Source organism: Cedecea neteri NBRC 105707 = ATCC 33855 (assembly GCF_001571265.1).
In the GTDB taxonomy this organism is placed as follows: domain Bacteria; phylum Pseudomonadota; class Gammaproteobacteria; order Enterobacterales; family Enterobacteriaceae; genus Cedecea; species Cedecea neteri.
Genome location: NZ_BCTL01000052.1, coordinates 17,605 through 39,981 on the forward strand (window position 1 = coordinate 17,605; position 22,377 = coordinate 39,981).

The 22,377-nt window shown below is 54.7% G+C and carries 26 protein-coding genes; 18 read left to right on the forward strand and 8 right to left on the reverse strand.

The features are described 5' to 3' along the window. Window positions 1–164: 164 nt before the first annotated feature. Window positions 165–947 (forward strand): chitosanase, encoded by a 783-nt coding sequence (locus CNE01S_RS19820; RefSeq protein ID WP_061277931.1) that lies wholly within the window; start codon window positions 165–167, stop codon window positions 945–947. Window positions 948–1,052: 105 nt separating this feature from the next. Here CNE01S_RS19820 and CNE01S_RS26145 read toward each other — a convergent pair whose 3' ends face one another. From CNE01S_RS26145 to CNE01S_RS19840, 5 genes are all read right to left on the reverse strand, one after another. Continuing rightward, the gene (locus CNE01S_RS26145) at window positions 1,053–1,316 is read right to left on the reverse strand and encodes a hypothetical protein (RefSeq protein ID WP_500784346.1); all 264 of its coding nucleotides are present in this window, start codon (window positions 1,314–1,316) and stop codon (window positions 1,053–1,055) included. 3 nt (window positions 1,317–1,319) lie between these two features. Next, the gene (locus CNE01S_RS19825; protein WP_061277932.1) at window positions 1,320–1,526 is read right to left on the reverse strand and encodes a hypothetical protein; all 207 of its coding nucleotides are present in this window, start codon (window positions 1,524–1,526) and stop codon (window positions 1,320–1,322) included. Window positions 1,527–1,949: 423 nt separating this feature from the next. Beyond that, window positions 1,950–2,720 (reverse strand): inositol monophosphatase family protein, encoded by a 771-nt coding sequence (locus tag CNE01S_RS19830; RefSeq protein ID WP_061277933.1) that lies wholly within the window; start codon window positions 2,718–2,720, stop codon window positions 1,950–1,952. A gap of 9 nt (window positions 2,721–2,729) precedes the next feature. Next, on the reverse strand, window positions 2,730–3,737 hold the full coding sequence (locus CNE01S_RS19835; protein ID WP_061277934.1) for a LacI family DNA-binding transcriptional regulator: 1,008 nt from the start codon (window positions 3,735–3,737) through the stop codon (window positions 2,730–2,732). Between the two features lie 8 nt (window positions 3,738–3,745). Continuing rightward, a complete protein-coding gene (locus CNE01S_RS19840) occupies window positions 3,746–4,516 on the reverse strand; it encodes an MBL fold metallo-hydrolase (protein ID WP_061277935.1) in 771 nt (256 codons plus the stop codon). 160 nt (window positions 4,517–4,676) lie between these two features. On the opposite strand from CNE01S_RS19840, the gene CNE01S_RS19845 reads away from it, so the two are divergent. The 12 genes from CNE01S_RS19845 to CNE01S_RS19900 all read left to right on the forward strand — a co-directional run bounded on the left by CNE01S_RS19845 (window position 4,677) and on the right by CNE01S_RS19900 (window position 16,217). Then, complete coding sequence (locus tag CNE01S_RS19845) at window positions 4,677–5,702, forward strand: ABC transporter ATP-binding protein (RefSeq protein ID WP_061277936.1); 1,026 nt, start codon at window positions 4,677–4,679, stop codon at window positions 5,700–5,702. Between the two features lie 27 nt (window positions 5,703–5,729). Beyond that, window positions 5,730–6,869: an ABC transporter substrate-binding protein gene (locus CNE01S_RS19850; protein ID WP_061277937.1), complete on the forward strand. Its 1,140-nt coding sequence runs from the start codon at window positions 5,730–5,732 to the stop codon at window positions 6,867–6,869. Between the two features lie 56 nt (window positions 6,870–6,925). After that, on the forward strand, window positions 6,926–7,759 hold the full coding sequence (locus CNE01S_RS19855) for an ABC transporter permease (RefSeq protein ID WP_061277938.1): 834 nt from the start codon (window positions 6,926–6,928) through the stop codon (window positions 7,757–7,759). Next, window positions 7,756–8,571 carry an ABC transporter permease gene (locus CNE01S_RS19860; RefSeq protein WP_061277939.1) on the forward strand — a complete coding sequence of 272 codons (816 nt, stop codon included), beginning with the start codon at window positions 7,756–7,758 and terminating at the stop codon, window positions 8,569–8,571. The genes CNE01S_RS19855 and CNE01S_RS19860 overlap by 4 nt, the downstream gene beginning before the upstream one ends. A gap of 104 nt (window positions 8,572–8,675) precedes the next feature. Then, the gene (locus CNE01S_RS19865) at window positions 8,676–8,978 is read left to right on the forward strand and encodes a hypothetical protein (protein WP_061277940.1); all 303 of its coding nucleotides are present in this window, start codon (window positions 8,676–8,678) and stop codon (window positions 8,976–8,978) included. Window positions 8,979–9,160: 182 nt separating this feature from the next. Further along, window positions 9,161–10,036, forward strand: a complete 876-nt coding sequence (locus CNE01S_RS19870) for a carbohydrate ABC transporter permease (RefSeq protein WP_061277941.1) — start codon at window positions 9,161–9,163, stop codon at window positions 10,034–10,036. Further along, window positions 10,026–10,913, forward strand: a complete 888-nt coding sequence (locus CNE01S_RS19875) for a carbohydrate ABC transporter permease (protein WP_061277942.1) — start codon at window positions 10,026–10,028, stop codon at window positions 10,911–10,913. The genes CNE01S_RS19870 and CNE01S_RS19875 overlap by 11 nt, the downstream gene beginning before the upstream one ends. A gap of 11 nt (window positions 10,914–10,924) precedes the next feature. Beyond that, entirely contained in the window at window positions 10,925–11,749 is an 825-nt protein-coding gene (gpdQ, locus tag CNE01S_RS19880) for a glycerophosphodiester phosphodiesterase GpdQ (protein WP_061277943.1), read from the forward strand. A 5-nt stretch (window positions 11,750–11,754) separates the two neighbouring features. Beyond that, on the forward strand, window positions 11,755–12,828 hold the full coding sequence (locus tag CNE01S_RS19885; protein WP_061277944.1) for an ABC transporter ATP-binding protein: 1,074 nt from the start codon (window positions 11,755–11,757) through the stop codon (window positions 12,826–12,828). A gap of 7 nt (window positions 12,829–12,835) precedes the next feature. Then, window positions 12,836–14,143, forward strand: a complete 1,308-nt coding sequence (locus CNE01S_RS19890) for an ABC transporter substrate-binding protein (RefSeq protein ID WP_169799426.1) — start codon at window positions 12,836–12,838, stop codon at window positions 14,141–14,143. A 129-nt stretch (window positions 14,144–14,272) separates the two neighbouring features. Further along, window positions 14,273–15,700: an aminotransferase-like domain-containing protein gene (locus tag CNE01S_RS19895; protein WP_061277946.1), complete on the forward strand. Its 1,428-nt coding sequence runs from the start codon at window positions 14,273–14,275 to the stop codon at window positions 15,698–15,700. Further along, the gene (locus CNE01S_RS19900) at window positions 15,687–16,217 is read left to right on the forward strand and encodes a GNAT family N-acetyltransferase (RefSeq protein WP_061277947.1); all 531 of its coding nucleotides are present in this window, start codon (window positions 15,687–15,689) and stop codon (window positions 16,215–16,217) included. Before CNE01S_RS19895 ends, CNE01S_RS19900 begins: the two co-directional genes overlap by 14 nt. Before the next feature lie 195 nt (window positions 16,218–16,412). Here CNE01S_RS19900 and CNE01S_RS19905 read toward each other — a convergent pair whose 3' ends face one another. Next, complete coding sequence (locus CNE01S_RS19905; RefSeq protein WP_217495797.1) at window positions 16,413–17,117, reverse strand: MBL fold metallo-hydrolase; 705 nt, start codon at window positions 17,115–17,117, stop codon at window positions 16,413–16,415. A gap of 144 nt (window positions 17,118–17,261) precedes the next feature. Here CNE01S_RS19905 and CNE01S_RS19910 point away from each other — a divergent pair, with 144 nt between their 5' ends. Beyond that, entirely contained in the window at window positions 17,262–18,053 is a 792-nt protein-coding gene (locus CNE01S_RS19910; RefSeq protein WP_061277948.1) for a polysaccharide lyase family 7 protein, read from the forward strand. 45 nt (window positions 18,054–18,098) lie between these two features. On the opposite strand, the gene CNE01S_RS19915 is transcribed toward CNE01S_RS19910, so the two are convergent. Continuing rightward, window positions 18,099–18,527 carry a TOBE domain-containing protein gene (locus CNE01S_RS19915; RefSeq protein ID WP_061277949.1) on the reverse strand — a complete coding sequence of 143 codons (429 nt, stop codon included), beginning with the start codon at window positions 18,525–18,527 and terminating at the stop codon, window positions 18,099–18,101. A gap of 283 nt (window positions 18,528–18,810) precedes the next feature. Between CNE01S_RS19915 and patD the strand changes: the two genes are divergently transcribed. From patD to CNE01S_RS24720, 4 genes are all read left to right on the forward strand, one after another. Further along, a complete protein-coding gene (patD, locus tag CNE01S_RS19920; RefSeq protein WP_061277950.1) occupies window positions 18,811–20,235 on the forward strand; it encodes an aminobutyraldehyde dehydrogenase in 1,425 nt (474 codons plus the stop codon). A gap of 76 nt (window positions 20,236–20,311) precedes the next feature. Continuing rightward, window positions 20,312–20,758 carry a peptidoglycan-binding protein LysM gene (lysM, locus tag CNE01S_RS19925; RefSeq protein WP_061277951.1) on the forward strand — a complete coding sequence of 149 codons (447 nt, stop codon included), beginning with the start codon at window positions 20,312–20,314 and terminating at the stop codon, window positions 20,756–20,758. A gap of 131 nt (window positions 20,759–20,889) precedes the next feature. Beyond that, window positions 20,890–21,618 carry a YnfC family lipoprotein gene (locus CNE01S_RS19930; protein WP_061277952.1) on the forward strand — a complete coding sequence of 243 codons (729 nt, stop codon included), beginning with the start codon at window positions 20,890–20,892 and terminating at the stop codon, window positions 21,616–21,618. A gap of 82 nt (window positions 21,619–21,700) precedes the next feature. Continuing rightward, window positions 21,701–21,874: a GhoT/OrtT family toxin gene (locus CNE01S_RS24720; RefSeq protein WP_072279186.1), complete on the forward strand. Its 174-nt coding sequence runs from the start codon at window positions 21,701–21,703 to the stop codon at window positions 21,872–21,874. Between the two features lie 187 nt (window positions 21,875–22,061). Here the strand turns inward: CNE01S_RS24720 and CNE01S_RS25510 are convergent. Next, on the reverse strand, window positions 22,062–22,377 hold a 316-nt coding region (locus CNE01S_RS25510; RefSeq protein WP_169799425.1), incomplete at its 5' end, for a hypothetical protein.

A 22,377-nucleotide genomic window follows, 5' to 3' on the forward strand; every position in this document is an offset into this window, starting at 1 on the left:
GATATTTTATATTTTATTAATATATTTCATTGGTAGGTATTCATCAGGATTATGAATCAGCCGAATAAAATAGAAGCCAGTATTTTGAAAAGATAACCGTTTTTCCGAGAACCAACCTTGAACGCGCGGGTCTATATCACGAGCGTTCTTTTCAGGAGAAAACGATGTTGTTACCGAGGGTTGGCGTATTTTTACTGGTTGGTCTCTGCCTGGTTTCACAGGCATCTGCAGAGGATCTGCTTTCTCCCGCCAAAAGAGAGATAGCCATGAAGCTGGTGTCCAGCGCGGAAAACTCCTCGCTGGACTGGCGAAAACAGTATGCCTATATAGAAGATATTGACGACGATCGCGGCTATACCGCCGGACTTATCGGCTTTACTTCTGCCAATGGAGATATGCTTGATGTTGTGGAGCGCTACACCGCGCAGCGGGCGGCCAACCCGCTTGCAGGTTATCTGCCAGCGTTGAAAACGCTCGCGGAAGAAGAAAGCAGCGCCCATACCGGGCTTGATCCTGACTTTGTTAGTGCCTGGAAGCAGGCGGCAAATGATCCCGCGTTCAGGGCCGCGCATGATAACATCCTGACGGAGCAGTATCTTGAGCCCGCCGTTAAGCAAGCGAAAGAAGACGGGCTGAACACGCTGGGGCAATTTATTTACTATGATGCGCTGGTGATGCATGGGCCGGGTAACCAGCGGGAGGCGTTTGGTGGCATTCGGGCGGCGGCAAGAGCGGTCGCCAAAACACCCGCGCAGGGGGGCGGCGAGAAAGCCTGGCTGAACGCGTTTTTAGATGCGCGAGTGAAGATCATGCGGGAAGAAAAGGCTCACGAAGAGACGTCGCGGGTTGAGCTTGAACAGCGCCGTTTTCTCAAGGAAGATAACTACAGCCTGTCGCCGCCGTTGCGCTGGCGAACCAATGATGAAGATTTTGTGATTGAGCGTTAAATGGCTAAAAACCCGCAGCGTCAGGCTACGGGTTTTACGGTTAAGCTTCCAGTTGTGCCTCATCCTCTCTCTTATTGATAAAGTATGTGGCATATTTATATATGTTTATCTTAATGCTCGACGGGTGGGAAGTATTAAATACTCAGAAGTGAAATATAACATTTTGTGCACGCCGTCGATCATAACGTTTTTTCTTTTAGGCTGGAAACATTTCATTTTATTATCGTAACCCCCAAACGTTCCTGAGGGTGAGTATCGGGTAGTATACGCTCTCACGGGTTTGTTGATATGTGAAGCTAATACATTTGCAACTGAAAACATCCCACCATTACCCCCTGCACAGCAATAAAATCTGATTTCATTAATCATCGGCTAGTCAATGCCATCTCGAATTGCACTTTTCGCTATTGAATTCTTAAGGCCATTGGCGAGAGCTAAACCTGACATATGGTTAGCATTGAATATCATGCCATGCATAGTAACTTCCAGTGCTCTGTCAATTCGGTTATAAGTAAGATTTCCATCAGTTCCTAAGAAAGATGCTTCAATATTAACATCAGCGGTTAAATGTTCTTTCATTTAAAATATCATCCTTTTATTCGTTGTTCCGCCAAAGGGGGGGGGGTCGGTAACATTGCGTAAGCACCTCGATTGAGATAAACACCATAACCCGAAAAGGCGAGAAAAATGCCCACGACGGGAAAACTAAGAGGAGGGCAATCGGCATCGCTGATAGTAAACTTTCCATGTAAAGCCATAAATCGCCCATATCCATATTTTGATGGCGGATAGGCTACATGCTATTTTTCAAATGTCATGTTTTTTGTTTCATAAGATGAATTAAAAGTGAGCTGCCGCAACTTAAGCTTTATGTTCATTTTTTATCTATTGATGGGGTTTATATGTTGGCCTTGATGGGTTTTTTTAAATAATAATTCATGGCATTATTTAAAATAATAATGGACGCCACTCGAATTAAAGCAGCGGCCATTAAAAATCAAATTAATCAGCCGCGCCTGCCAGCAGCGCCATTAACCTTTCCTGCACACTGGTGCAGCCCGCCAGCACCAGATTGCCTTTCAACAGGCCGCTATTGGTGAGAAACGCATTACTGCTGCCGCCAGCTTCAGTGATCAGCAGCAGGCCGGCCAGCGCGTCCCAGCTGTTCATATGCTCCTCGTAGTAAGCGTGAACCTGGCCTGCGGCAACGTGCGCCAGCATCAGTGCGCCTGCGCCAAAACGGCGGTACTCCATGCCGTCGTTCAGAACATCCTCTATGGTGCGTGCATAAAGTGGAACGGGGGCGCGGCTAGAGCGGCCCAGGCCGATGACCACGCTTTCCGGAGACGGGTCATGCAGCTTGAGTGGTTTGCCGTTCAGGTATGAACCCGCACCGTGTCGGGCAAAAAAGAACTCATCGCGATCGGGCGCATAGATAATCCCTAGCTCAATGACGTTTTGCCTGACGTAAGCGAGGGAGATGCACCAGTAGTCCATGCCCAGAATAAAGTTAGTCGTGCCGTCTACCGGGTCGAGCACCCAGACGCCGCTATCGCCCTCAACAAGGCCGCTTTCTTCACCGAGGAAACCGTCCTGCGGGCAGTGGGCCTTCAGCCAGTTTTTAATCTCTTGCTCAACCAGAATATCCGCCTGCGAGACGAAATCCTGACGGCCTTTTTTCTCCACGCTTAAGCCTGCATCGCGCAGCGCCTGGGCGCGTGCGCCCGCTTCGCGGATTAAAGTGCATAACGCCTGTTGCTGTTGTTCGGTCATGTTTTGCTCTTAGGTAAGGGAAATCGACGTATGTCGGTGGATCATGCTGACCTTCACCCAACTGGTGCGTGAAGGCTGGGAAGGTGTTCGGGCACGCTCCAGTAGGTGAGCCAGCGCCAGCCGCGAGATTTCCGCCACGTCCTGGTTAAGGGTGGTTAGCCGGTAGCTGAACTGTGCCGTTTGCGGCGTATTGTCAAAGCCGATCAGCTGAAAATCCTGCGGCGCGTTTTTGCCTCGCTTGCGCATTCCGTCGAGAAAGCCACAGGCTAGCTGAGCGTTGGCGCAGAAAATGCCCAGTGGGATCTCTTCGAGTTCAGCCGCCGCCTGCCAGCCGCCTTCATAGCCTTCTTCAGCACAGAGCAGAGAAACAAGATTTTTCTCAACGTCCACGCCGCGTTCGTTCAGGGCCTGGCGGAACGCTTCGCCGCGCATTCTGCCGGCCCAGGTCGAAGAATGATTGTTGAGCCAGCCAAAATTTTTGCACCTGCTGTTGACCAGTTGTTCAGCGGCGAGCACCGCTCCGGCGGCGTTATCCGAGCAGACATAATCCACGCCGGGGATGTCGGGCTGGCGGTTGATGCCGACCACCGGAATATGCTGCTGCACGCACTCATTCACCAGCGCTTCGGGTGGCTTGCCGGAGGTGACTATTACGCCGGAGACGCGAAACTGAGTGAAATGACGCAGCGTTTCCGCCAGCTCCTGCTCAGAGCGGATCTCCGTGACCAGAGCCTGAAAGCCGTTACGCTGAATTTCACTGAGCAGGCCGTCGAGCAGGCTGCTGCGAAAAGGATCGTGGATGCGCGAGACGATGACGCCAATCAGATGGCTGCGGCGGCGGTTAAGCCCCTGGGCAAGAAAATTGACCTGATAACCAAGCTCTTCGGCTACCTGAAGCACGCGTGCACGCGTGGCCGGGGAAATACTGCCGTTGTTGCTCAGCGCGCGGGAGACCACGGCGCGCGAAACGCCCGCCCGCCGGGCCACGTCTTCGGCGGTGACGCTTTGTTTATGCATCGATGAACTCAAGGCAAATAGTCCTCAGTGTAAAACCGCTGCTGCTGAAAATCGTACTGCAGGCCATCGTGGCTGACGAACAGCCCCGCGTGAGGGCGGCAGGCCAGCTTCAGCGCGGGCAAAATGGCATCGTTGCAATGGTACAACCCCAGGGACGGCAGCCCCAGCGAAGTAAACAGCTTCAGGCAGCCGGGGAAATCACCGTGGGAAGCGTCCTTCGCCAGTTCAGACAGCGAAGCACACTCCTGAAACGCCAGATCCACCCCGGCCATCAGCGCGATGGAATCATCGGTTGGCCGCCCGTCGCCGCTATAGAAAAAAGCATATTCCCGGATATCAACGCGTAGCGCCAGATTTGCCATTTCATGGCGGGTAGGGGCGGTGCGTATCCGCCAGTGTTGCCAGTGAAAATCCGCTTCACTATCGCGCCATTCGATAGGGAAACAGAGCGAAGGTTCTGGCCAGTTGGCTAGCGATGCCAGCTGCATCAACACCTCACGCTGTGCCAGCTGGCTGTATATCACCAGCGGCTTTTCGCGAGCGAAACTCTTCCAGTGATTTAGCAGGGCGGTTAAGCCGGTGCAGTGGTCGGGGTGAACATGGGTGAAAAACAGCACATCGATATCGTTGATACCGCCGCCGCGTTGCCACAGCGCGCGGGGCACGGTAGGGCCGCAGTCGATAAGCCATTGCCGGTTTTCGTCATCAATAATCCGCAGCGCGGAAGTATTTTGCCAGCGGGAGAAAGCGCTGCCGCAGCCAAGCACGTCGATTTTCATTGCCCCTCGCTAAAAATTTATCGCGGTTAATTAAAGTGTCACAAAGACACGCCACAGTAGGCGCACATCATCTCTGACTGGCGTTTCATTTTTTTTACAGCGAAATGAACACGTGTTCATTCAGGGCAAAAAGACATAAACAGACATCCCGGATACCGTTATGAGCTACCTGGAAATGGCGCACCTGCAAATTAGTTACGGCGAGAAGGTGGTGCTAAAAGAGATTAATCTTGCCGTGAAGAAAGGCGAGATGATCGCATTGCTTGGCCCGTCTGGCTGCGGGAAAACAACGTTATTGAACGCGTTATGTGGATTTATTCCTGTCAGGCAGGGCCACATTGTTGTGGCCGGAAATAATATTACCCAAAGCCCGCCGGAACAGCGAAATATCACTATGGTCTTTCAAAGCTATGCGCTATGGCCGCATTTAACGGTGGAACAAAATATTGGTTATGGCCTGAAGCTACGCAAGTGGCGGCGGGACGCCATTCAGGCCCGGGTACTTGAACTCTTGCAGATGGTGAACCTGAACGGTCTTGCCGGGGCGAAAATTACCGAGCTTTCCGGCGGGCAGCGGCAGCGCGTTGCCCTGGCGCGCGCGCTGGCCATTGAGCCAGACGTGCTGGTTCTGGATGAGCCCCTCTCAAACCTGGATGCTAAAGTCCGGCTGAACGTGCGCCATGAAATCAAACAGCTACAGAAAAAACTCGGCTTCACCTCGGTGATTGTGACCCACGACCAGCAGGAAGCGCTGGTGATGGCTGACCGCATCGTGGTGCTGAATAACGGGCAAATAGAACAAACGGGGACACCGGAAGAGATTTACCAAAAGCCTGCCACGCCTTTTGTGGCTGATTTTATGGGGGCCGATAACCGTATTACGGCAGAAGAAATACAGCCGCTGGGGTTGACCTCGCTGAATAATAACGGCGACCAGGAGATTTATTTCAGAAGCTCGGATGCCGCGCTTTCATTATTAAATAACACGCTCCCGGAACGCGGATTAACGCTAGAGGGTGTGATTGAGAAAAATGCTTTTATTGGCCACAACTACCGCTACGCTATTCGCTGCCAGCAGCGCCTTTTTCATGCCGATTCTACCGATAATTTACCGCTGAATTCTGCGGTCAGGCTGCACGTGCCCGAGTCGGCTCTACATATTTTTAATTCGTCCCATACGGCTTGAACCATTCTATTTCTCTGAGGGGTAATTATGTTTACTAAAACCAGGCTTGCTGCCGTCACGGCGCTGTTTTTAAGTTATGGCGTACAGGCGGAAACCGTTTTAAATGTGGCCACCGCAGGTGACCAGAATATGGTGGATTATGTCAAAACCTGGCTGGGGCCAAAATTTGAGGCCGCGCATCCGGGGGTGAAAGTGCGCGTGGTCGGCACCGGGCCGGGGGACGCAGGCTCGAATAAAATCATCGAAAAACTGAGCGCTCAGCAGCAGAGCGGGGCTAAAACCTGGGATATCGACGTGGCGGTGGTGCACCAGAAGGCGGGTGGCGAACTGGTGGAAAAAGGGCTGCTGGAAAAGTACCGCCAGCAAATAAAAACGGGCAGCATGGTCACCGCAGACAACGCCAAAAATGCGCTGGGCGTGAACGTCGACGGCTATGTGATGCCGATGTTCCTGAGCCAGACGGCCATCGCCTGGAACAGCGAAACCATGAAAGCGCCGCCGGCCTCTTACGACGAGTTGGTTGAGTGGGCGGCGAAACATCCGCAGGCGTTTGGCTACAACGGCATTAAAAACGGCATGTCAGGCGTCAGTTTTGTCGTCGGCTGGATTTACGCCTACGGTACCGACGCCCAGCGTTTATCCGCTTTGCCGTATGACAAGAGCGTAGAGAAAAACTGGTCACAGGCTTTTGAGAAACTGAAAGCGTTTAACAAGAACGTGACCTTTACGCCGGGTAACGCCGGGACGCTGGATATGCTGACGCGCGGTGAAATCGCCATGGGGCCGGTCTGGGTAGATATGTTCTACACCTGGAAAGATCAGGGCAAGCTGCCGCCGTCCATCAAGCTGGCCTTACTTTCACCGGGAATGCCGGGGCAGCCGATGTATTACGTTACGCCGGCCAAAGCGGCACAGCCTGAACTGGCGCGCGAGTTTATTGCGCTGGCAACCAGCCCGGAAGTGCAGGCCGACGGGATCGTGAAGCAGTTCAACTGGTATCCGGGTATCGACGCGCAGTACGTCAAGCCAAAGCTGGACGACGCGACCTGGAGCAAATTGTTTGCCGAGATCTCCCCGAAAGCGCTCGCCGACTACGGCAAAAGCTTCCCGATAGCCCCTTACTTTGACGACATCAAAGAAGGGTATGAAAGCCAGGTGTCCAACTAATCCTTTCCCGGCGCCCGGCTCAGGTCGGGCGCCACGCTCAAGCTCAAAGGTTTGCTATGCGCGTTTCGCTAAACTATCTGCTGCTGGTGAGTCCCGCCGCGCTGATGATTGTAGTGCTGTTTCTCTATCCTCTTGGATTTTCGCTGGTTGCCGCTTTTACCTCGGACGCCGGAGCGCTGACGTTACAGCACTTTGCCAAAGTGCTGTCGCTTTACTCGAACGATATTCTGTTTACGGTTTTCATCGTGCTGGTGTCGGTTGCGCTGCTGGCGGTGCTGTCGATTACGATTTCGGCGGTGATTACGCTGTCTTCATGCCGCCTGATTGTCCGGTTGCTGGGCGTGCTATACCGGCTGCCGCTGTTTATTCCGTTTATCGTTGCCGCGCAGATGATGCGCACGTTTCTCGCCAAAAACGGCCTGATGAATAACATGCTGGTTGCCAGCGATCTGGTACAGCCGCTGGACACGATTTCCTGGCTCGGCTGGAAGGGGATCATCATTACCTTTGTCTGGAAGCAACTGGCGTTTGCCACCTTGCTTATTTGCGGGGCGATGGCTGCGCTGGAGCCTTCTCAGGTGCTGGCTGCCAGAAATTTAGGGGCTTCGCGAGTTCGCATTTTGTTCGACATTATTTTGCCGCAGGTATTACCGGCCGTTGGCGTCGCGCTGGTGCTTTCGACCGTGGTGATGATGTCCGTTCTGTCCGTTCCGCTGATGATTGGCACCGGGACGCCAACGATGCTGACCGTGGACATGGCATTCCGCGTGAACTCCTACAGCGATTATGCGGTGGCTAACGCGCTGGGCGTGATATCCCTGCTCATATGTGGGGCGCTGTCCTGGTTTTATCTGCGCCACAGCCTGCGCCAGAAAGGAGGGGAGGCATGAAACTGTTGAAAGGACGACTCGGCCTGCCACTGCAGGCGCTGCTGCTGGCCTTTATGCTGTTTGCGATGTTCGGCCCGCTGCTGAACCTGCTGATTTGGACGGTGGCGGAAAGCTGGTTTTATCCGCATACCTTGCCGAGCCAGTGGGGATTAAAGTACTGGTATCAGGTGTTTAGCCCGTACAGCGATGTTTCCGGCTCGCTGTTGACCAGCGTGTTCATTGCCGTGCTGTCGGTGCTGGTTTGCCTGTTGATATCGGTTCCCGCAGGGTACGCACTTTCCCGCAGGGCGATGCCGTTTCGGGTGATGTTTATGCTGCTGTTTTTGATCCCGCAGGCGTTTCCAAACCTGACGGTGTATATGAACATCGCCCGGCTGTTCTATCAGTGGGGGCTGAACGGCACGGTGGCGGGCGTGGTGCTGGTGCACAGCGTACATGGCCTGATGTATTCGATATGGATCTGTGTGGCCGCTTTTTCGGCCATCGATCCGCTGCAGGCGCGGGCATCCCGCAACCTTGGCGCCGGGCCGCTGTTTACCTTCTGGCGCATCGTGCTGCCGCAGGCTTTACCGGGGATCATGGCCGCCGGGATCTTCGTGTTCCTGGAATCGCTGGATGAGTTTACCGGCACCTTTTTCGTCGGTGCGCCGGATATCACCACGCTGCCGCTGCTGCTTTACAACGCCAGCATGTCCGGGAATTACCAGGTATCGTCGATTACCGCGCTGATTTTACTGGTGCCTTCGCTGCTGTTCATGCTGGTTATCCATAAGTTTATGCGACCGGAGATGCTGTCGAAGATGGGCAAGTGATAGCGGGTATTGGCTACAATACAGATAATTCCGGGCTGATAATGTTCTAGATTATCAGCCTGAGGGTTATTAAACCCCGTTATTCCCCTGGTTTCGAGGCCTCTATGAAGAAACGATATGCTTTCGCTGTAATCCCGGTATTACTGGTGACCTTTAGCAGTCTGGCCTCCTCGGAGGCGGCCTGGCAGCAACTGGACAAAGATGTACAAAAAAGCTGCCTCGCCATTAGCGCGCTGCAGGAGAAAAAAATAGAAGGGAAGCGTACCGACTTCAGCGACGACGTTGGTTACTCGGCGGTGGTGATTTCAGGCAACTACAAGTTTAAGAACAGCCAGCCGGTGCCGGGCAAAGAGCTGTGCCTTTATAACCGCAAAAGTAAAAAGGCGAGTCTGGAACAGATGCAGTAGCATTTGAGCACGGTTAAAGAATATATCCCAGCAAAGACAATCTCTTTGAGCGACAGGCAGTTACCCCTCAGCGGGAAAGTTGCCTGTTTTATCTGGCGCAAAACTGCCATTTTTCCGTCACGTTTCTGCCATAAACCCCTCCCATACTGACTGACTTCTGACCCCTGACAGGTTTGCAGACAATGGCAAAACGCCCCTGGCTTCCGTGGCTGATCCTTACGCCATCTTTGATCTTTTTACTGCTCTTTACCTGGTTCCTGCTGATCCGCTCGGTGTACGACAGCCTGTTTGATACGCGTATAGCGGGCGATGCTGGCGCTTACGTGGGCATAGGCAATTATGTGCGCCTGTTCGCCGATGCGGTGTTCTGGAAATCGCTGGTGAATAACCTGTTTTATATCGTGCTGACCGTAATCCCGGGCGTGGCGCTCGCGCTGCTGCTGGCGGTTGCGCTGTGGGAAAACCACCGCGTTAACCGCTGGCTGCGGACGGCTTTCTTCTTCCCGATGATCATACCGATGGTTAGCGCGGCGGCGCTGTGGCTGTTTATCTTTATGCCAGGCATGGGCATGCTGGATTACTACCTGGCGAAGCTGTTCGGGCCGATGAACAACAACTGGCTCGGGCGCAGCAACAGCGCGCTGTACGCCCTGGCGCTGATTGGCGTCTGGAAGTTTGCCGGTTATTACATGCTGTTCTTCCTCGCAGGATTACAAAGTCTGCCTGCCTCGGCGCGTGAAGCGGCGATCATGGAAGGCGCGACCTCAACGCAGGTGTTCTTCAAGGTCACGTTACCGCTGCTGCGCCCGACGCTGAGCTTTGTCATTACCACCGCGCTGATTTACTCCATAACCCAGATCGATCATGTCGCGGTGATGACGCGCGGCGGGCCGGATAACGCTACGACCGTACTGCTGTATTACATCCAGAGCCTCGCCTGGGACACCCATGATTTAGGCAAAGCTTCCGCCGCCACCTTCCTGACGCTGGCCGGCCTGTTTGTCTTCTCGTTCGTTAACCTCAAGCTGCTGGAAAGGGGGGTTCACCATGAGCGTTGAGTTTTCTGGGACCGTTGTCAACGCGCGTAGCGTCCCGCAGCCGCTGTGGTTGCGCCTGCGGAAATCAAAGGGCGTGACGCTCACCGTGCTGATGTGCTGCCTGGCCTTGCTGTGGGTTAGCCCGTTTGTCTGGATGCTTTCTTCAGCCTTTAGCGCCAGTACCTTCGGCGAAGGCATGGCCTCGATATTGCCGCGCTTTCCCCTGACGCTGGATAACTTCCGCGATGCGTGGCAGAGCGCCGACTGGCTCAGTTTGTACGCCAATACGCTGATTTTCAGCTTCGGTACTTTCTTCGTGCAGCTCATCACCATTACCACCGCCGGATATGTTTTTGCCTGCCATGAATTTCGCGGCAAGCAGACGCTGTTCCTGCTGTTTCTGGTGCAGTTAATGATCATGCCGGTAGTGATGATGGTGCCGAACATGATGACGCTCAAAACCCTGGGGCTGCTCAATACGCTGACCGGGGTGATGATGCCGTATTTCACCTCCGCGTTCGGGGTGTTCCTGATGCGTCAGGCGTTTCTCGCCATCCCGAAAGAGCTGGAGGAGGCCGCGCTGATGGAAGGCTGCCGCTGGTGGCAGGTGCTTTACCGCGTGCTGCTGCCGATGTGCTGGCCGTCGGTGCTGGCTTTCGCCACCGTGAGCATTACCTATCACTGGAACGAGTACCTGTGGCCGCTGATGATGCTCAACGACCCGGACAAACAGGTACTGACGGTCGGGCTGGTTTCGTTTGCTATGGGCGCCGAGTCCGGCGGCCAGTGGGGCACCATCAGCGCGGGTACCATTATGGTCTGCCTGCCGCTGATGCTCGCCTTTATCGCCTTCCAGAAGCAGTTTCTGCGAAGTTTTGGTTTTTCAGGTATCAAGTAAGGAGTTGAGTGATGTTATTGGCCCATATTTCCGACACCCATTTCCGCAGTCAGAACCAGAAACTGTACGGCTTTATTGATATTAACGGCGGCAATGCTGACGTAGCCTCGCAGCTGAACGCCCTGCGTGAGCGCCCGGACGCGGTAATCGTCAGCGGGGATATCGTCAACTGTGGACGTCCGGAAGAGTACCAGGTCGCGCGCCAGGTGCTGGGCACCATCAAGTCGCCGCTTTATTTGATCCCCGGCAACCACGACGATAAGGCGCATTTTCTGGAGTACCTGCGCCCGCTTTGCCCGCAGCTGGGTCACGATCCGGAAAACATCCGCTATGCGGTGGACGATTTTGCGACCCGGCTGCTGTTTATCGACTCCAGTCTGGCCGGGCATTCCAAAGGCTGGCTGACCGAAAACACCGTGGCCTGGCTTGAAGCACAGCTAACGGCGGGCGGCGACAGGCCCACAGCCGTCTTTATGCACCATCCCCCTTTGCCGCTTGGCAACGCGCAAATGGACAAAATCGCCTGCGAAAACGGCCATCTGCTGCTCGATTTAGTCGCCCGTTTCCCGTCGCTGGTGCGCATTTTTTGTGGCCACAACCACTGCCTGACGATGACGCAATATCGGCAGGTGACCATCGCCACGATTCCCGGCACGGTGCACCAGGTGCCGTATCACTTTGAGGACAGCCGCCCGTATTACGATTTGTCCCCACCGTCCTGTCTGATGCACCGCCAGGTAGGTGACCAGTGGGTGAGCTATCAGCATTCGCTGGCACACTATGCTGGCCCGTGGCTGTATGACGCGGCGATCAGCTGCCCGACGGATGAGTATTAATCGCCATGTTAAGACTGAATCACGTAAGCAAGCAGTTCGAAGGCAAAGCGGCGCTGAACGCGCTGTCGCTCAGCATCGAAGAAGGTGAATTTGTGGTGCTGGTGGGGCCCTCCGGCTGCGGTAAAAGTACGCTGCTGCGGATGCTGGCCGGGCTGGAAGAGGTCAGCAACGGTGAGATTTGGCTCCACGGTGAGAACATCACGTCGATGTCGCCGCGCGAGCGCAACTTCGCGATGATCTTCCAGAACTATGCGCTGTTTCCGCACCTCACCGTACGCGACAACATCACGTTTGGCATGAAGATCCGCAAAGAAGACAAGGCCAGCTGGCAGCCGCGCCTGGAACAGGTGGCCGCAATGCTGCAGCTCGGCGAACTGCTGGACCGCAAACCGGCCAAACTCTCTGGCGGCCAGCGCCAGCGCGTGGCGATGGCGAGAGCCATTGTGCGTAATCCGCGCCTGTTTCTGATGGATGAGCCGCTCTCAAACCTGGATGCTCGCCTGCGTACCGAGGTGCGCGACAGCATCATGGCGCTGCACCATCAGCTCAAAACCACCACCATTTACGTCACCCACGATCAGACGGAGGCCATGTCGATGGCGGACCGTATTGTGGTAATGAACGGGGGCGTGGTGCAGCAGGTGGGCAAGCCGGAGCATCTTTATGCCCGGCCCGCCAACCTGTTTGTCGCCGGTTTTATTGGCTCCCCGGCTATGAATTTGGTTTCTCTGCCCTGTGAAGACGGCCGCATCCTGCCCGCGACGCTGAATCTGCCTTTGCCGTCCCCGGCGAGCGCGGAAAAGAACGTCTGGTTTGGTATCCGTCCGGAGCATATTACCGACAGGCCAGAGGAAGGGCACCTGACGCTGAGCGCGACGGTGCTGCAACGAGAACTGATGGGCGCAGATTACCTGCTCCATGTCAGCACACCCCTGGGGACGTTACGCTACACCCGCCGCCATCGCGGGGCGGTACCAGAAAAAGGCGATACGCTTACCCTCGGTTTTTCCTCATCGGATATTCACCTTTTCCACACAGACCTTCACCACAACTTACACCAGGAGATTGACCATGTTTAACCCCCTGATGCATAAATGGCGGGCGCTTGCCGTTTGCTGTTCGCTGGCCGTGAGCGGCGCAGCGCTGGCAAAAGAGAAAATTGATTTTATGTTCCCGGCGCCGGTTGACGGCAAGCTGACGATGGAGATGACCCGCGTCATCAAGGCGTTTAACGATTCTCAGCAGGACGTTGAGGTGCGCGGTATTTTCACCGGCAGCTACGACACCACCAAAATTAAAGCGGAATCCGCACAGAAAGCCGGGCAGCCGCCGGCGCTGGTCATTATGTCGGCCAACTTCACCACTGACCTTGCGCTAAAAGACGAAATCCTGCCGATGGACGAGCTGTTTAAATACGGCAACCGCAAGGCGGGCGATTTCCTGATGAACGACTTCTGGCCGGCCATGCACAAGAATGCGCAGGTGATGGGCGTGACTTACGCGATTCCGTTCCATAACTCCACGCCAATCCTGTACTACAACAAAACGATGTTCGACCAGGCGGGCATCAAGCAGCCTCCGCAGACCTGGGCCGAAATGCTGGCCGATGCGAAGAAGCTAACCGACGCCAGCAAAGGGCAGTGGGGCATCATGCTGCCGTCCACCAACGACGATTACGGCGGCTGGATCTTCTCCTCGCTGGTTCGCGCCAACGGCGGCAACTACTTCAACGAAAACTATCCTGGCGAAGTGTATTACGATTCACCGACCACCATCGGCGCGCTGCGCTTCTGGCAGAATATGGTTTACCGCGACAAAGTGATGCCGTCTGGCGTGCTGAATTCGAAGCAAATCAGCGCCGCCTTCTTTAGCGGCAAGCTGGGCATGGCGATGCTGAGCACCGGTGCGCTGGGCTTTATGCGAGAAAACAGCAAAGACTTTGATATGGAAGTGGCGATGATGCCCGCCAAAGAACAGCGCGCGGTGCCTATCGGCGGCGCAAGCCTGGTGAGCTTCAAAGGTATTTCCGATGCGCAGAAAAAAGCGGCTTATCAGTTCCTGACCTATCTGGTTAGCCCGCAGGTCAACGGCGCATGGAGCCGCTTCACCGGCTATTTCTCGCCGCTGAAAGCTTCTTATGACACGCCGGAAATGAAAGAGTACCTGCAGAAAGATCCGCGCGCACAAATCGCGCTGGATCAGCTGCAATATGCCCATCCCTGGTATTCGACTTATGAAACGGTTGCCGTTCGTCAGGCGATGGAAAACCAGCTGGCGGCGGTGGTGAATGACCAGAAAGTGACGCCGGAAGCCGCAGCGAAATCTGCGCAGCAAACGGCAGACAGCCTGATGAAGCCTTACGTCGAGAAAACGGCGTTGGCCGACGTGAAGTAAAATCCTCGCGTTTCCCTCCTCACGGGCGGCTTTGCCGCCCGTTTTTCCGTGTTAAAAATCACTTTCTGACTATAACAGTTGTACAAAACAGCGTATTTTTAGCACTGTGTTATAGACAGGGAGCAGCGCATGAAAAAGTACCAGCAGCTGGCACAGCAGATCCTCGATCAGATTGCCCTCGGCGTCTGGCAGCCGGGCGATCGTTTGCCGTCGCTGCGCGAGCAGGTCGGCCACAGCGGGATGAGCTTTATGACCGTCGGACACGCCTACCAAATGCTTGAAAGCCAGGGAGCAATTGTTGCCCGGCCACAGTCTGGCTACTACGTTGCGCCCCGGCCCGTAGCCCGCACCACGCCGCCTGCGGTGCAGGTGACCCGCGCGGAAACCGTCGATATCAATACTTATATTTTCGATGTCCTGCAGGCGAGCACTGATGCCTCCGTGGTGCCGTTTGGCTCCGCGTTCCCGGATCCACGCCTGTTTCCACTTCAGGCCCTCCACCGTTCAATGGCGGCGGTCAGCAAAACGGCCACCGCCATCAGCGTGATTGAAAGTCTCCCGCCCGGTAACGAAGCGCTGCGCCACGCCATCGCCCAGCGCTATGCCCAGCAGGGGATGCACGTTTCACCCGACGAAATTGTTATCACCGCCGGCGCGCTGGAGGCGCTCAACCTCAGCCTGCAGGCGGTCACCGAGCCGGGTGACTGGGTGATTGTCGAAAACCCTTGCTTCTACGGTGCGCTGCAGGCGCTGGAGCGCCTTAGGCTTAAAGCATTGTCGGTTGCAACAGACCCGGTAAGCGGGATCGATCTCGACGCGCTGGCGCAGGCTCTGGCGGAATACCCGGTTAAAGCCTGCTGGTTAATGACCAACAGCCAGAATCCGCTGGGGGTGACGCTCCCACCGGAGAAAAAAGCGCAGCTGGTGAAGTTGCTGCAGGCTCATAACGTGACGCTGATTGAAGACGACGTTTACAGCGAGCTTTATTACGGACGCGAAAGGCCACTGCCTGCCCGGGCGTATGACGCCCACGACATGACCCTGCATTGCTCCTCGTTTTCTAAATGCCTGGTGGCTGGGTTTCGCATCGGCTGGGTGGCCGCCGGGAAACACGCCCGTCGCATTCAGCAGCTGCAGCTGATGAGCACGCTGTCCACCAGTTCGCCGATGCAGCTGGCGCTGGTCGATTTTCTGGCTACCCGCCGCTATGACACGCACCTGCGCCGCCTGCGGCGACAGCTGGCAGAACGGAAACAGCAGGCGTGGCAGACGCTGAACGATCTCTTCCCGCCGGAGGTAAAAATCCACCGCAGCGAAAGCGGCTATTTCCTGTGGATTGAACTGCCGGCAGGGCTGGACGCCAGCCTGCTTAACGAGCGGTCGCTGGCGCACAAGATAAGCATCGCCCCGGGGAAAATGTTCACTACGGGCAGAGCCTGGGATAACTATTTCCGCTTCAACGCCTCGTGGAGCTGGGGCGAAAGGGAGCGTCAGGCGGTAGTGACGCTGTCACGTTTAATCAAGGAATTGATTGAGGAACAACATGTACAAGACTGAAAGATTGCTGCTGCGGCCGTGGCGCGATGACGATGCAGCGCCGTTTGCTGAGATGAACGCCGACCCCGAAGTCATGCGCTATTTCCTGCAGCCCCTGACGGCGGAAGAAAGCCAAAGTTACCTCGAGACATTCCGTCAGCGTCTGGCGGAAAACGGCTTTGGTTTCTGGGCGGTAGAAGAACAACGGAGCGGTGAGCTGGTGGGGTTTGTGGGCCTGAATCGGCCTGGCTACTCGCTGCCGTTTGGCCCGTGCGTGGAGATAGGCTGGCGGCTGCGAAAAGCATTTTGGGGCAAAGGGTACGCGCCTGAGGCAGCGAGGGAAGCGCTGCGCATTGGTTTCGACGAGTACGATCTGGACAGCATTGTGGCTTTTACCGCGCTGCCAAATTTGCCGTCTCAGCGGGTGATGGAGAAACTGGGCATGCGCCGAAGCGGTGAGTTTGACCATCCGATGGTGCCGGCGCAGCATCCGCTGTTACGGCATGTCTGGTATCAGATTCACCGGCAGAAGGTTTAAAAGCCGGCGAACCGGCCTGTAGCACGGTTACTCTGTCGGCTGGAAGACGTAATGGTCGCCTTTGGCTACGATGTGACCGACGCCAGGGAACGGGAAGTGCGGGGCAAAAATCAGCTCGCGATCGGCGGCCAGCTTCGCCAGCAGCGCTTTGCGGTTGGCTATTCCTTCCTGGCGGTCGTTATCATAGGCAATTGCCTATTCGGGCTTCGTCAGCGACACAATCGAGCTGTGCGCCGAGTCACCAATATCTAACAGACGCTGCTTGCCGGAGGCAATCTGGTAGCCAACGTGCCCCGGCGTATGCCCCGGCAGCGGTACAGAGGTAATCCCCGGCAGCACCTGGTCGCCAGGCTTAAAGGTTTTCACCTGCGGCTGGATAGCTTCCGCCAGCGCCTTCATCTTGGGCAACGTTTGCAGCCAGGCCCAGTCCGGGGCAGAGATTTGCACCGTGGCCTGGGGGAATGCCGGTTTGCCGTCTGCGGTGAGCAGCCCACCAACATGGTCGCCGTGAACGTGGGTGATCAGCACATCGGTAATCTGTTCTGGCTTATAGCCCGACTTTGCGAGGCTCGAAATCAGCTGCCCCTGAGCGTTGGGGCCAAGCCCGGTATCCAGCAAAATGACTTTGCTGCCGTCTTTGACCAGCAGTGCGTCGACGCTGAGCTTAATATTGTCCGTCGGGGCGCCCGCCGCAGACAGCACTTCGGCCACGGCTTTTTCTCCCACGTCGACGCCCATCACTTTGCCATCGTTAGGCAGGGCGTTGTTTTTATCGTGCAGGGCGGTTAACTCAAGCTTGCCGAGCGGAAAAGTTTTAAACGCCGCACCCGCGTTATCCGCCAGCGCGAAGGCGGAGTAGCTGGCTGCAAACAGCGCCGAAACGAGCAGTTTTTTGATCATTACTGTTCCCTTTATGCATCAGGTTAATTACCGGAAACCCATTGTTACTACTGACATGCCACAGCAACAGATTTTAAGTAAAGCATCTACGCTGATTAATGGTTAGCTGCTCGGGCGGGTTTACATTTTGTATTGGGGTTAAAGATGAAGCGTAAAACAGTAAGTTACGGGCTGCCTGTAAGTCTTTTTTTGGCGGCGCTGAGCGGCAGCGCGTGGGCCGAAAGCGGCCAAAACGCACCGGGAGAAAATTATCCGGTGCTGACAAAGGACTATTTGCTGCAATCCTTTGACGGCAGTGAAAAGCCGAATGAGGTGACGATAACGTCGGGGCTGCATAACCGCTATTTCTACAGTAACTGCAGCGGGGACAAAAGCTGTGATTCTGCCATTCCGGCAGGGGCGATGGTATTTAAAGCGCCGTCCGGTTTTGGCTCTACGCCGCACAGTGAATTTCCTCGCGTCGAGCTGAGAGCCACGCACAATTTTGTCAACGGCAGCGAGTTTGACAATGAGCAGCGCGGGTCGGTGTATATCGTCAAAAATCCGTCCACACGATCGATTATTTTTGCTCAAATTCACGGCGATAAGCCCGGCGGCTCAGAGATGCTGAAATTGCGCTGGGAAGACGGTGCGATAGTGGCGGGCGTGAAAGAACATTACGGCGATCCGGAAAAGCGCACCACGCTGCTTTCAGGCGTCGGGCTGAAAGAAAAAATTGACTACAGCATTAAAGCCAAAGGCACGGAGAGCGGCATGAAGGTAACGGTTGAAGCCAGCGCCGGAGGAAAAAAGGCCAGTCAAACCTTTGACTATCCAAAGCAGAGTTGGGAAGGGATCCAGCTTTACTTCAAGGCGGGCAACTACAACCAGGACAAAAACAAGGACGGTTCAGAAGCGGTGGTGGCCTACAGTAAGCTTGATGTGCGCTACAAGTAAGCGAGTTAAAACCGGCAGCCTAAGGGGCTGCCGGAAGCGTAATTTTTACTTCTTCACCGCAATCAGCACGGATGAGGCTTTCACCAGCGCCAGCAGGCGAGACCCCACCTTAAGCGCCATCTCATCGGCCGCTTCGTTAGTCACCACGGCGGTTAATGCAAAACCCGCGTCGGTCTGAATGTGCACGGTGGTATTCACCGCACCTTCTGCGATGGCTTTCACCGCGCCGGGGAACTGGTTTCTGGCGGAGAAGGCATATCCGCAATCTTCGCTCGCCAGCACCACCCACGGGGCTTTGATCAGGGCCAGGGCTTCTTTACCGTTGACCAGGCCTAGCGCTTCTTTGCTGCTGCGGGTGACGACGGCGACCAGCCTGCCGCCACCGTTCAGGGTTAATTCTATTTCGTCATTAACTGCGCCGGCCGTGACGTTGCTGATGGTACCGGTTAATTGATTACGGGCTGAAATGGTCATTGTGCCTCCTGGCGGTTAACTAAGAAAAGGGCTGCCTAAAGCATAGGGCGCGCCGCTTCCTATTCATATTAATTTTCAATAGATACCTAATTTTCTCTCCCGCCTGTTATACCAAAGAGAGTGAGGCAATTTCACCGGCTTACTGCGTGGTGCATCACAACCTGATGAAAATCCCCATGCTATGCCGCAGTCACCGTATCGCCGGAACTATGCTTTTTAATCAGTCCTTTTACGCTAACGCGCCTCTGCAGGCCTCAATATCAGAACGGGAAAGGAGAACGGGATGCAAAGCCAGTTATTGATTAACGGCCAGCTTGTGGATGGCCTCGGGGAAAAACAGCCGGTGTTCAATCCGGCCACGGGCCAGGTGCTGCTGGAAGTGGCAGAAGCCACGGTTGAACAGGTCAACGACGCTGTCCTGGCGGCAGATAAGGCATTTGCTGAATGGGGACAAACGACGCCGAAAGAACGTGCGGAGCATCTTCTGGCGCTGGCCAATGCCATAGAGCAACACGGTGATGACTTTGCGCGGCTTGAGTCGCAAAACTGCGGCAAACCTTTCCACTGCGTGCTGAATGATGAGATCCCGGCCGTTGTCGACATTTTCCGCTTTTTTGCCGGGGCAAGCCGCTGCCTGAGCGGCCTGGCCGCCGGGGAATATCTGAGCGGGCACACGTCAATGATCCGCCGCGATCCGGTTGGGGTGGTGGCTTCTATTGCGCCCTGGAACTACCCGCTGATGATGGCCGCCTGGAAGCTGGCTCCGGCGCTGGCCGCCGGGAGCTGCGTGGTCATCAAACCTTCTGAAATTACACCGCTGACAGCTTTTAAACTGGCTGAACTGGTAAAGGATATTTTCCCTGCGGGCGTAATCAACGTGCTGTTTGGGCGCGGACAAACCGTGGGGGATGCGCTGACCGGACATGAAAAAGTGCGGATGGTGTCGTTGACCGGCTCCATTGCTACCGGGGAACATATTATTAGCCACACCGCGCCGTCGATTAAGCGCACCCACATGGAACTGGGTGGCAAAGCGCCGGTTATCGTGTTCGACGATGCGGATTTACAAGCGGTAGTTGAAGGCGTGCGAACCTTTGGCTATTACAATGCCGGGCAGGATTGTACCGCCGCGTGTCGGATCTATGCCCAAAGTGGGGTTTACGACAGGCTGGTTGAGCAGCTTGGCAAAGCCGTTGCCAGCCTCAAATATGGGCCGCCCGAGGACGAAAGCACCGAGCTGGGGCCGCTGAGTTCAAAGGCGCATCTTGAACGCGTGAGCAAAGCCGTGGAGGACGCCAAAGCGCTGGCTCATATCAAAGTCGTGACGGGCGGCAGCAAGGTGGCTGGCGACGGTTATTACTATCAGCCAACGCTGCTGGCCGGAGCGAAGCAGGGCGATGCGATCGTGCAAAAAGAGGTGTTTGGCCCGGTGGTCAGCATCACAAAATTTGAGGATGAGCAGCAGGTGCTTGAGTGGGCCAATGACTCCAGCTACGGCCTGGCATCCTCGGTGTGGACGCAGGACGTTGGCCGCGCGCATCGCCTGAGCGCGCGGCTGCAGTACGGCTGCACCTGGGTCAACACGCACTTTATGCTGGTCAGCGAGATGCCGCACGGCGGGCAAAAGCTCTCAGGCTACGGCAAAGATATGTCGCTGTACGGGCTGGAGGATTACACCGTGATTCGGCATGTGATGATAAAACACTGACCTGCTGAAACGGGCGACTGGCGGATTCCTCCGTTTTTGCCAGGCTTACTGGGACCAGTCAACAGGAGGAAAAACCATGGGATTATTTGATTTTGTCAAAGACGCGGGGGCGAAACTTTGGGATTCGCTGAAAGGGAACGAAGGCGAGCAGGGCAGCAAGCTTGAGGAGCATTTGAAAAACAGCGGCATTCCCGGTGCCGACAAAGTAAATGTCACCGTAGAAAACGGCAAAGCGGTGATCTCCGGGGGAGATGGGTTGACCCAGGCGCTGAAAGAGAAAATTCAGGTGGCGGTGGGGAACGTGGCCGGTATCAGCAGCGTTGAAAATAATATTCAGGCAACGGATGCGGCGCAGGAGGCGACTTACTATACGGTGAAATCGGGCGATACGCTGAGCGCCATTTCTAAACATGTCTACGGCGATGCCAACAAGTACAACACTATTTTCGAGGCGAATAAGCCAATGTTGACCCATCCGGATAAAATTTATCCTGGACAGGTGCTGATTATTCCTAAGCTGTAAGTGCCCTGCAAACCCACTTCGGTGGGTTTTGTCTGGCAGATCGCGTAAAGTGTTTCGCTAAACCCCAGAATTGATCTGTTTATTTTCTGCTAGTTGCCGACGAGGTGTTGGCCCGCTTTCAAGGAAGATGTATGAAGTTAAAAAGAGCCATTCTGCTGGCGGTGCCACTCCTTTTCTGTTCCTTCTCTTATGCCCAGGCGGCAAGAAACCCGGTTATCGCCAACCTGGCGACGATGTTTGATTTCAATGCGCCCGCAGGAAATGTGCGCGAAATGTATACCGTAATGAAGCATCCGTCAGGGCAAATAAATTATGAGAACCGGTTAAAGGTGGATCGTGCCGGGTGCGTTACCAGCCTTGATATCAGGGACTCGACGCAAAAAATGGTGCTACAGCTTCATCGCGAAGGTAACGTGCTGACAGGGACCCAAAATGGCAAACCGTTATCCCTCAAGCTCGATGAAAAGTGCCTGGTGAAGAAGAGAAAAGATGAGCTGGGCGAAGTGAAATATGCCTACTGGCCGAGCGGGCTGCTGAAGGATATTTTTTTCATGCCGGGCGGTCAGCGGATTGCTCATCACGAGTACGATGCCAACGGGCTTCCGCGGCAGGTTGATTTTTACATGAGCGACAAAGTGGCTTCGCAAACCAAAGTCAGCTACGAAGATGCCGAAAAGCGGCCTTTCGACTACAAATTAGTGACCGAGACGATGGGCGTGGCTTTTTTAACCGCCGAAAGCCACTGCCGTTATGACGAACAATTAACGCCTGTTGCCTGCGACATGACGCTGGTCACCGGGCTCGGAAACACGCAGCAAACCCAGCATCAGCATGTGACGACGGATGTCAGCTATTACTGAGTAAAGTAAGTTTCTAAACTTGATCTGCGTCATAAAAAAGAGCATATTCTGCAAAATTTTTTAACAAGTAGTAATGCTTTGTATGACGCTTTATCAACACATGCTGGTTTTTTACGCCGTGATGGCGTTAATCTGCGCCGGGATCACCTGGCTGCTCGCCAAAGACTCCAAACGTATTAAGCTGCTTTGCTCCGTCCTTGTCGGGGCGACCTGGCCGATGAGCTTCCCGGTCGCGCTGTTGTTCTCGCTGTTCTGATCGAGCAGGTTTACTAGCAGCCCGCCGCGATAAAATCGCCGTTGGCGTTAACGCCCCACGGAATAGGGGCGTTATTGATGAAGGGTTAAGAGGAAGCGGGAATATGCCGTAATTCCGTATCAGAAATCAATTTGTTACGGAATCATGCACATCATTTGGTGTTATTTATATTGAGTAATATTGTGTTTTATTTCGGTGTTGACACTTTCTCTAATTCTATAAACAAATGTTCGAAACCAAATGAAAACACATAGGGATTGCCTGGTATATAACTCATTTCAAAGTCAAAATTCTCTAATATCGTTTCACATAACTCCTCTGCAACAATGGAATAATTACCCGGAAGTTTAAAAATTCCTTTATTTATATCAAAAAAATAATTCTTCCCATTGTGATTAACCAACGCTGTAGCATGTGATAAATCAGAGTCTCTGTATTCAGTGTCGTTATAGAGAAACTTTGCAGGATCGTATAGCGCTGTCGAAATTATAAGAGCTGTATTT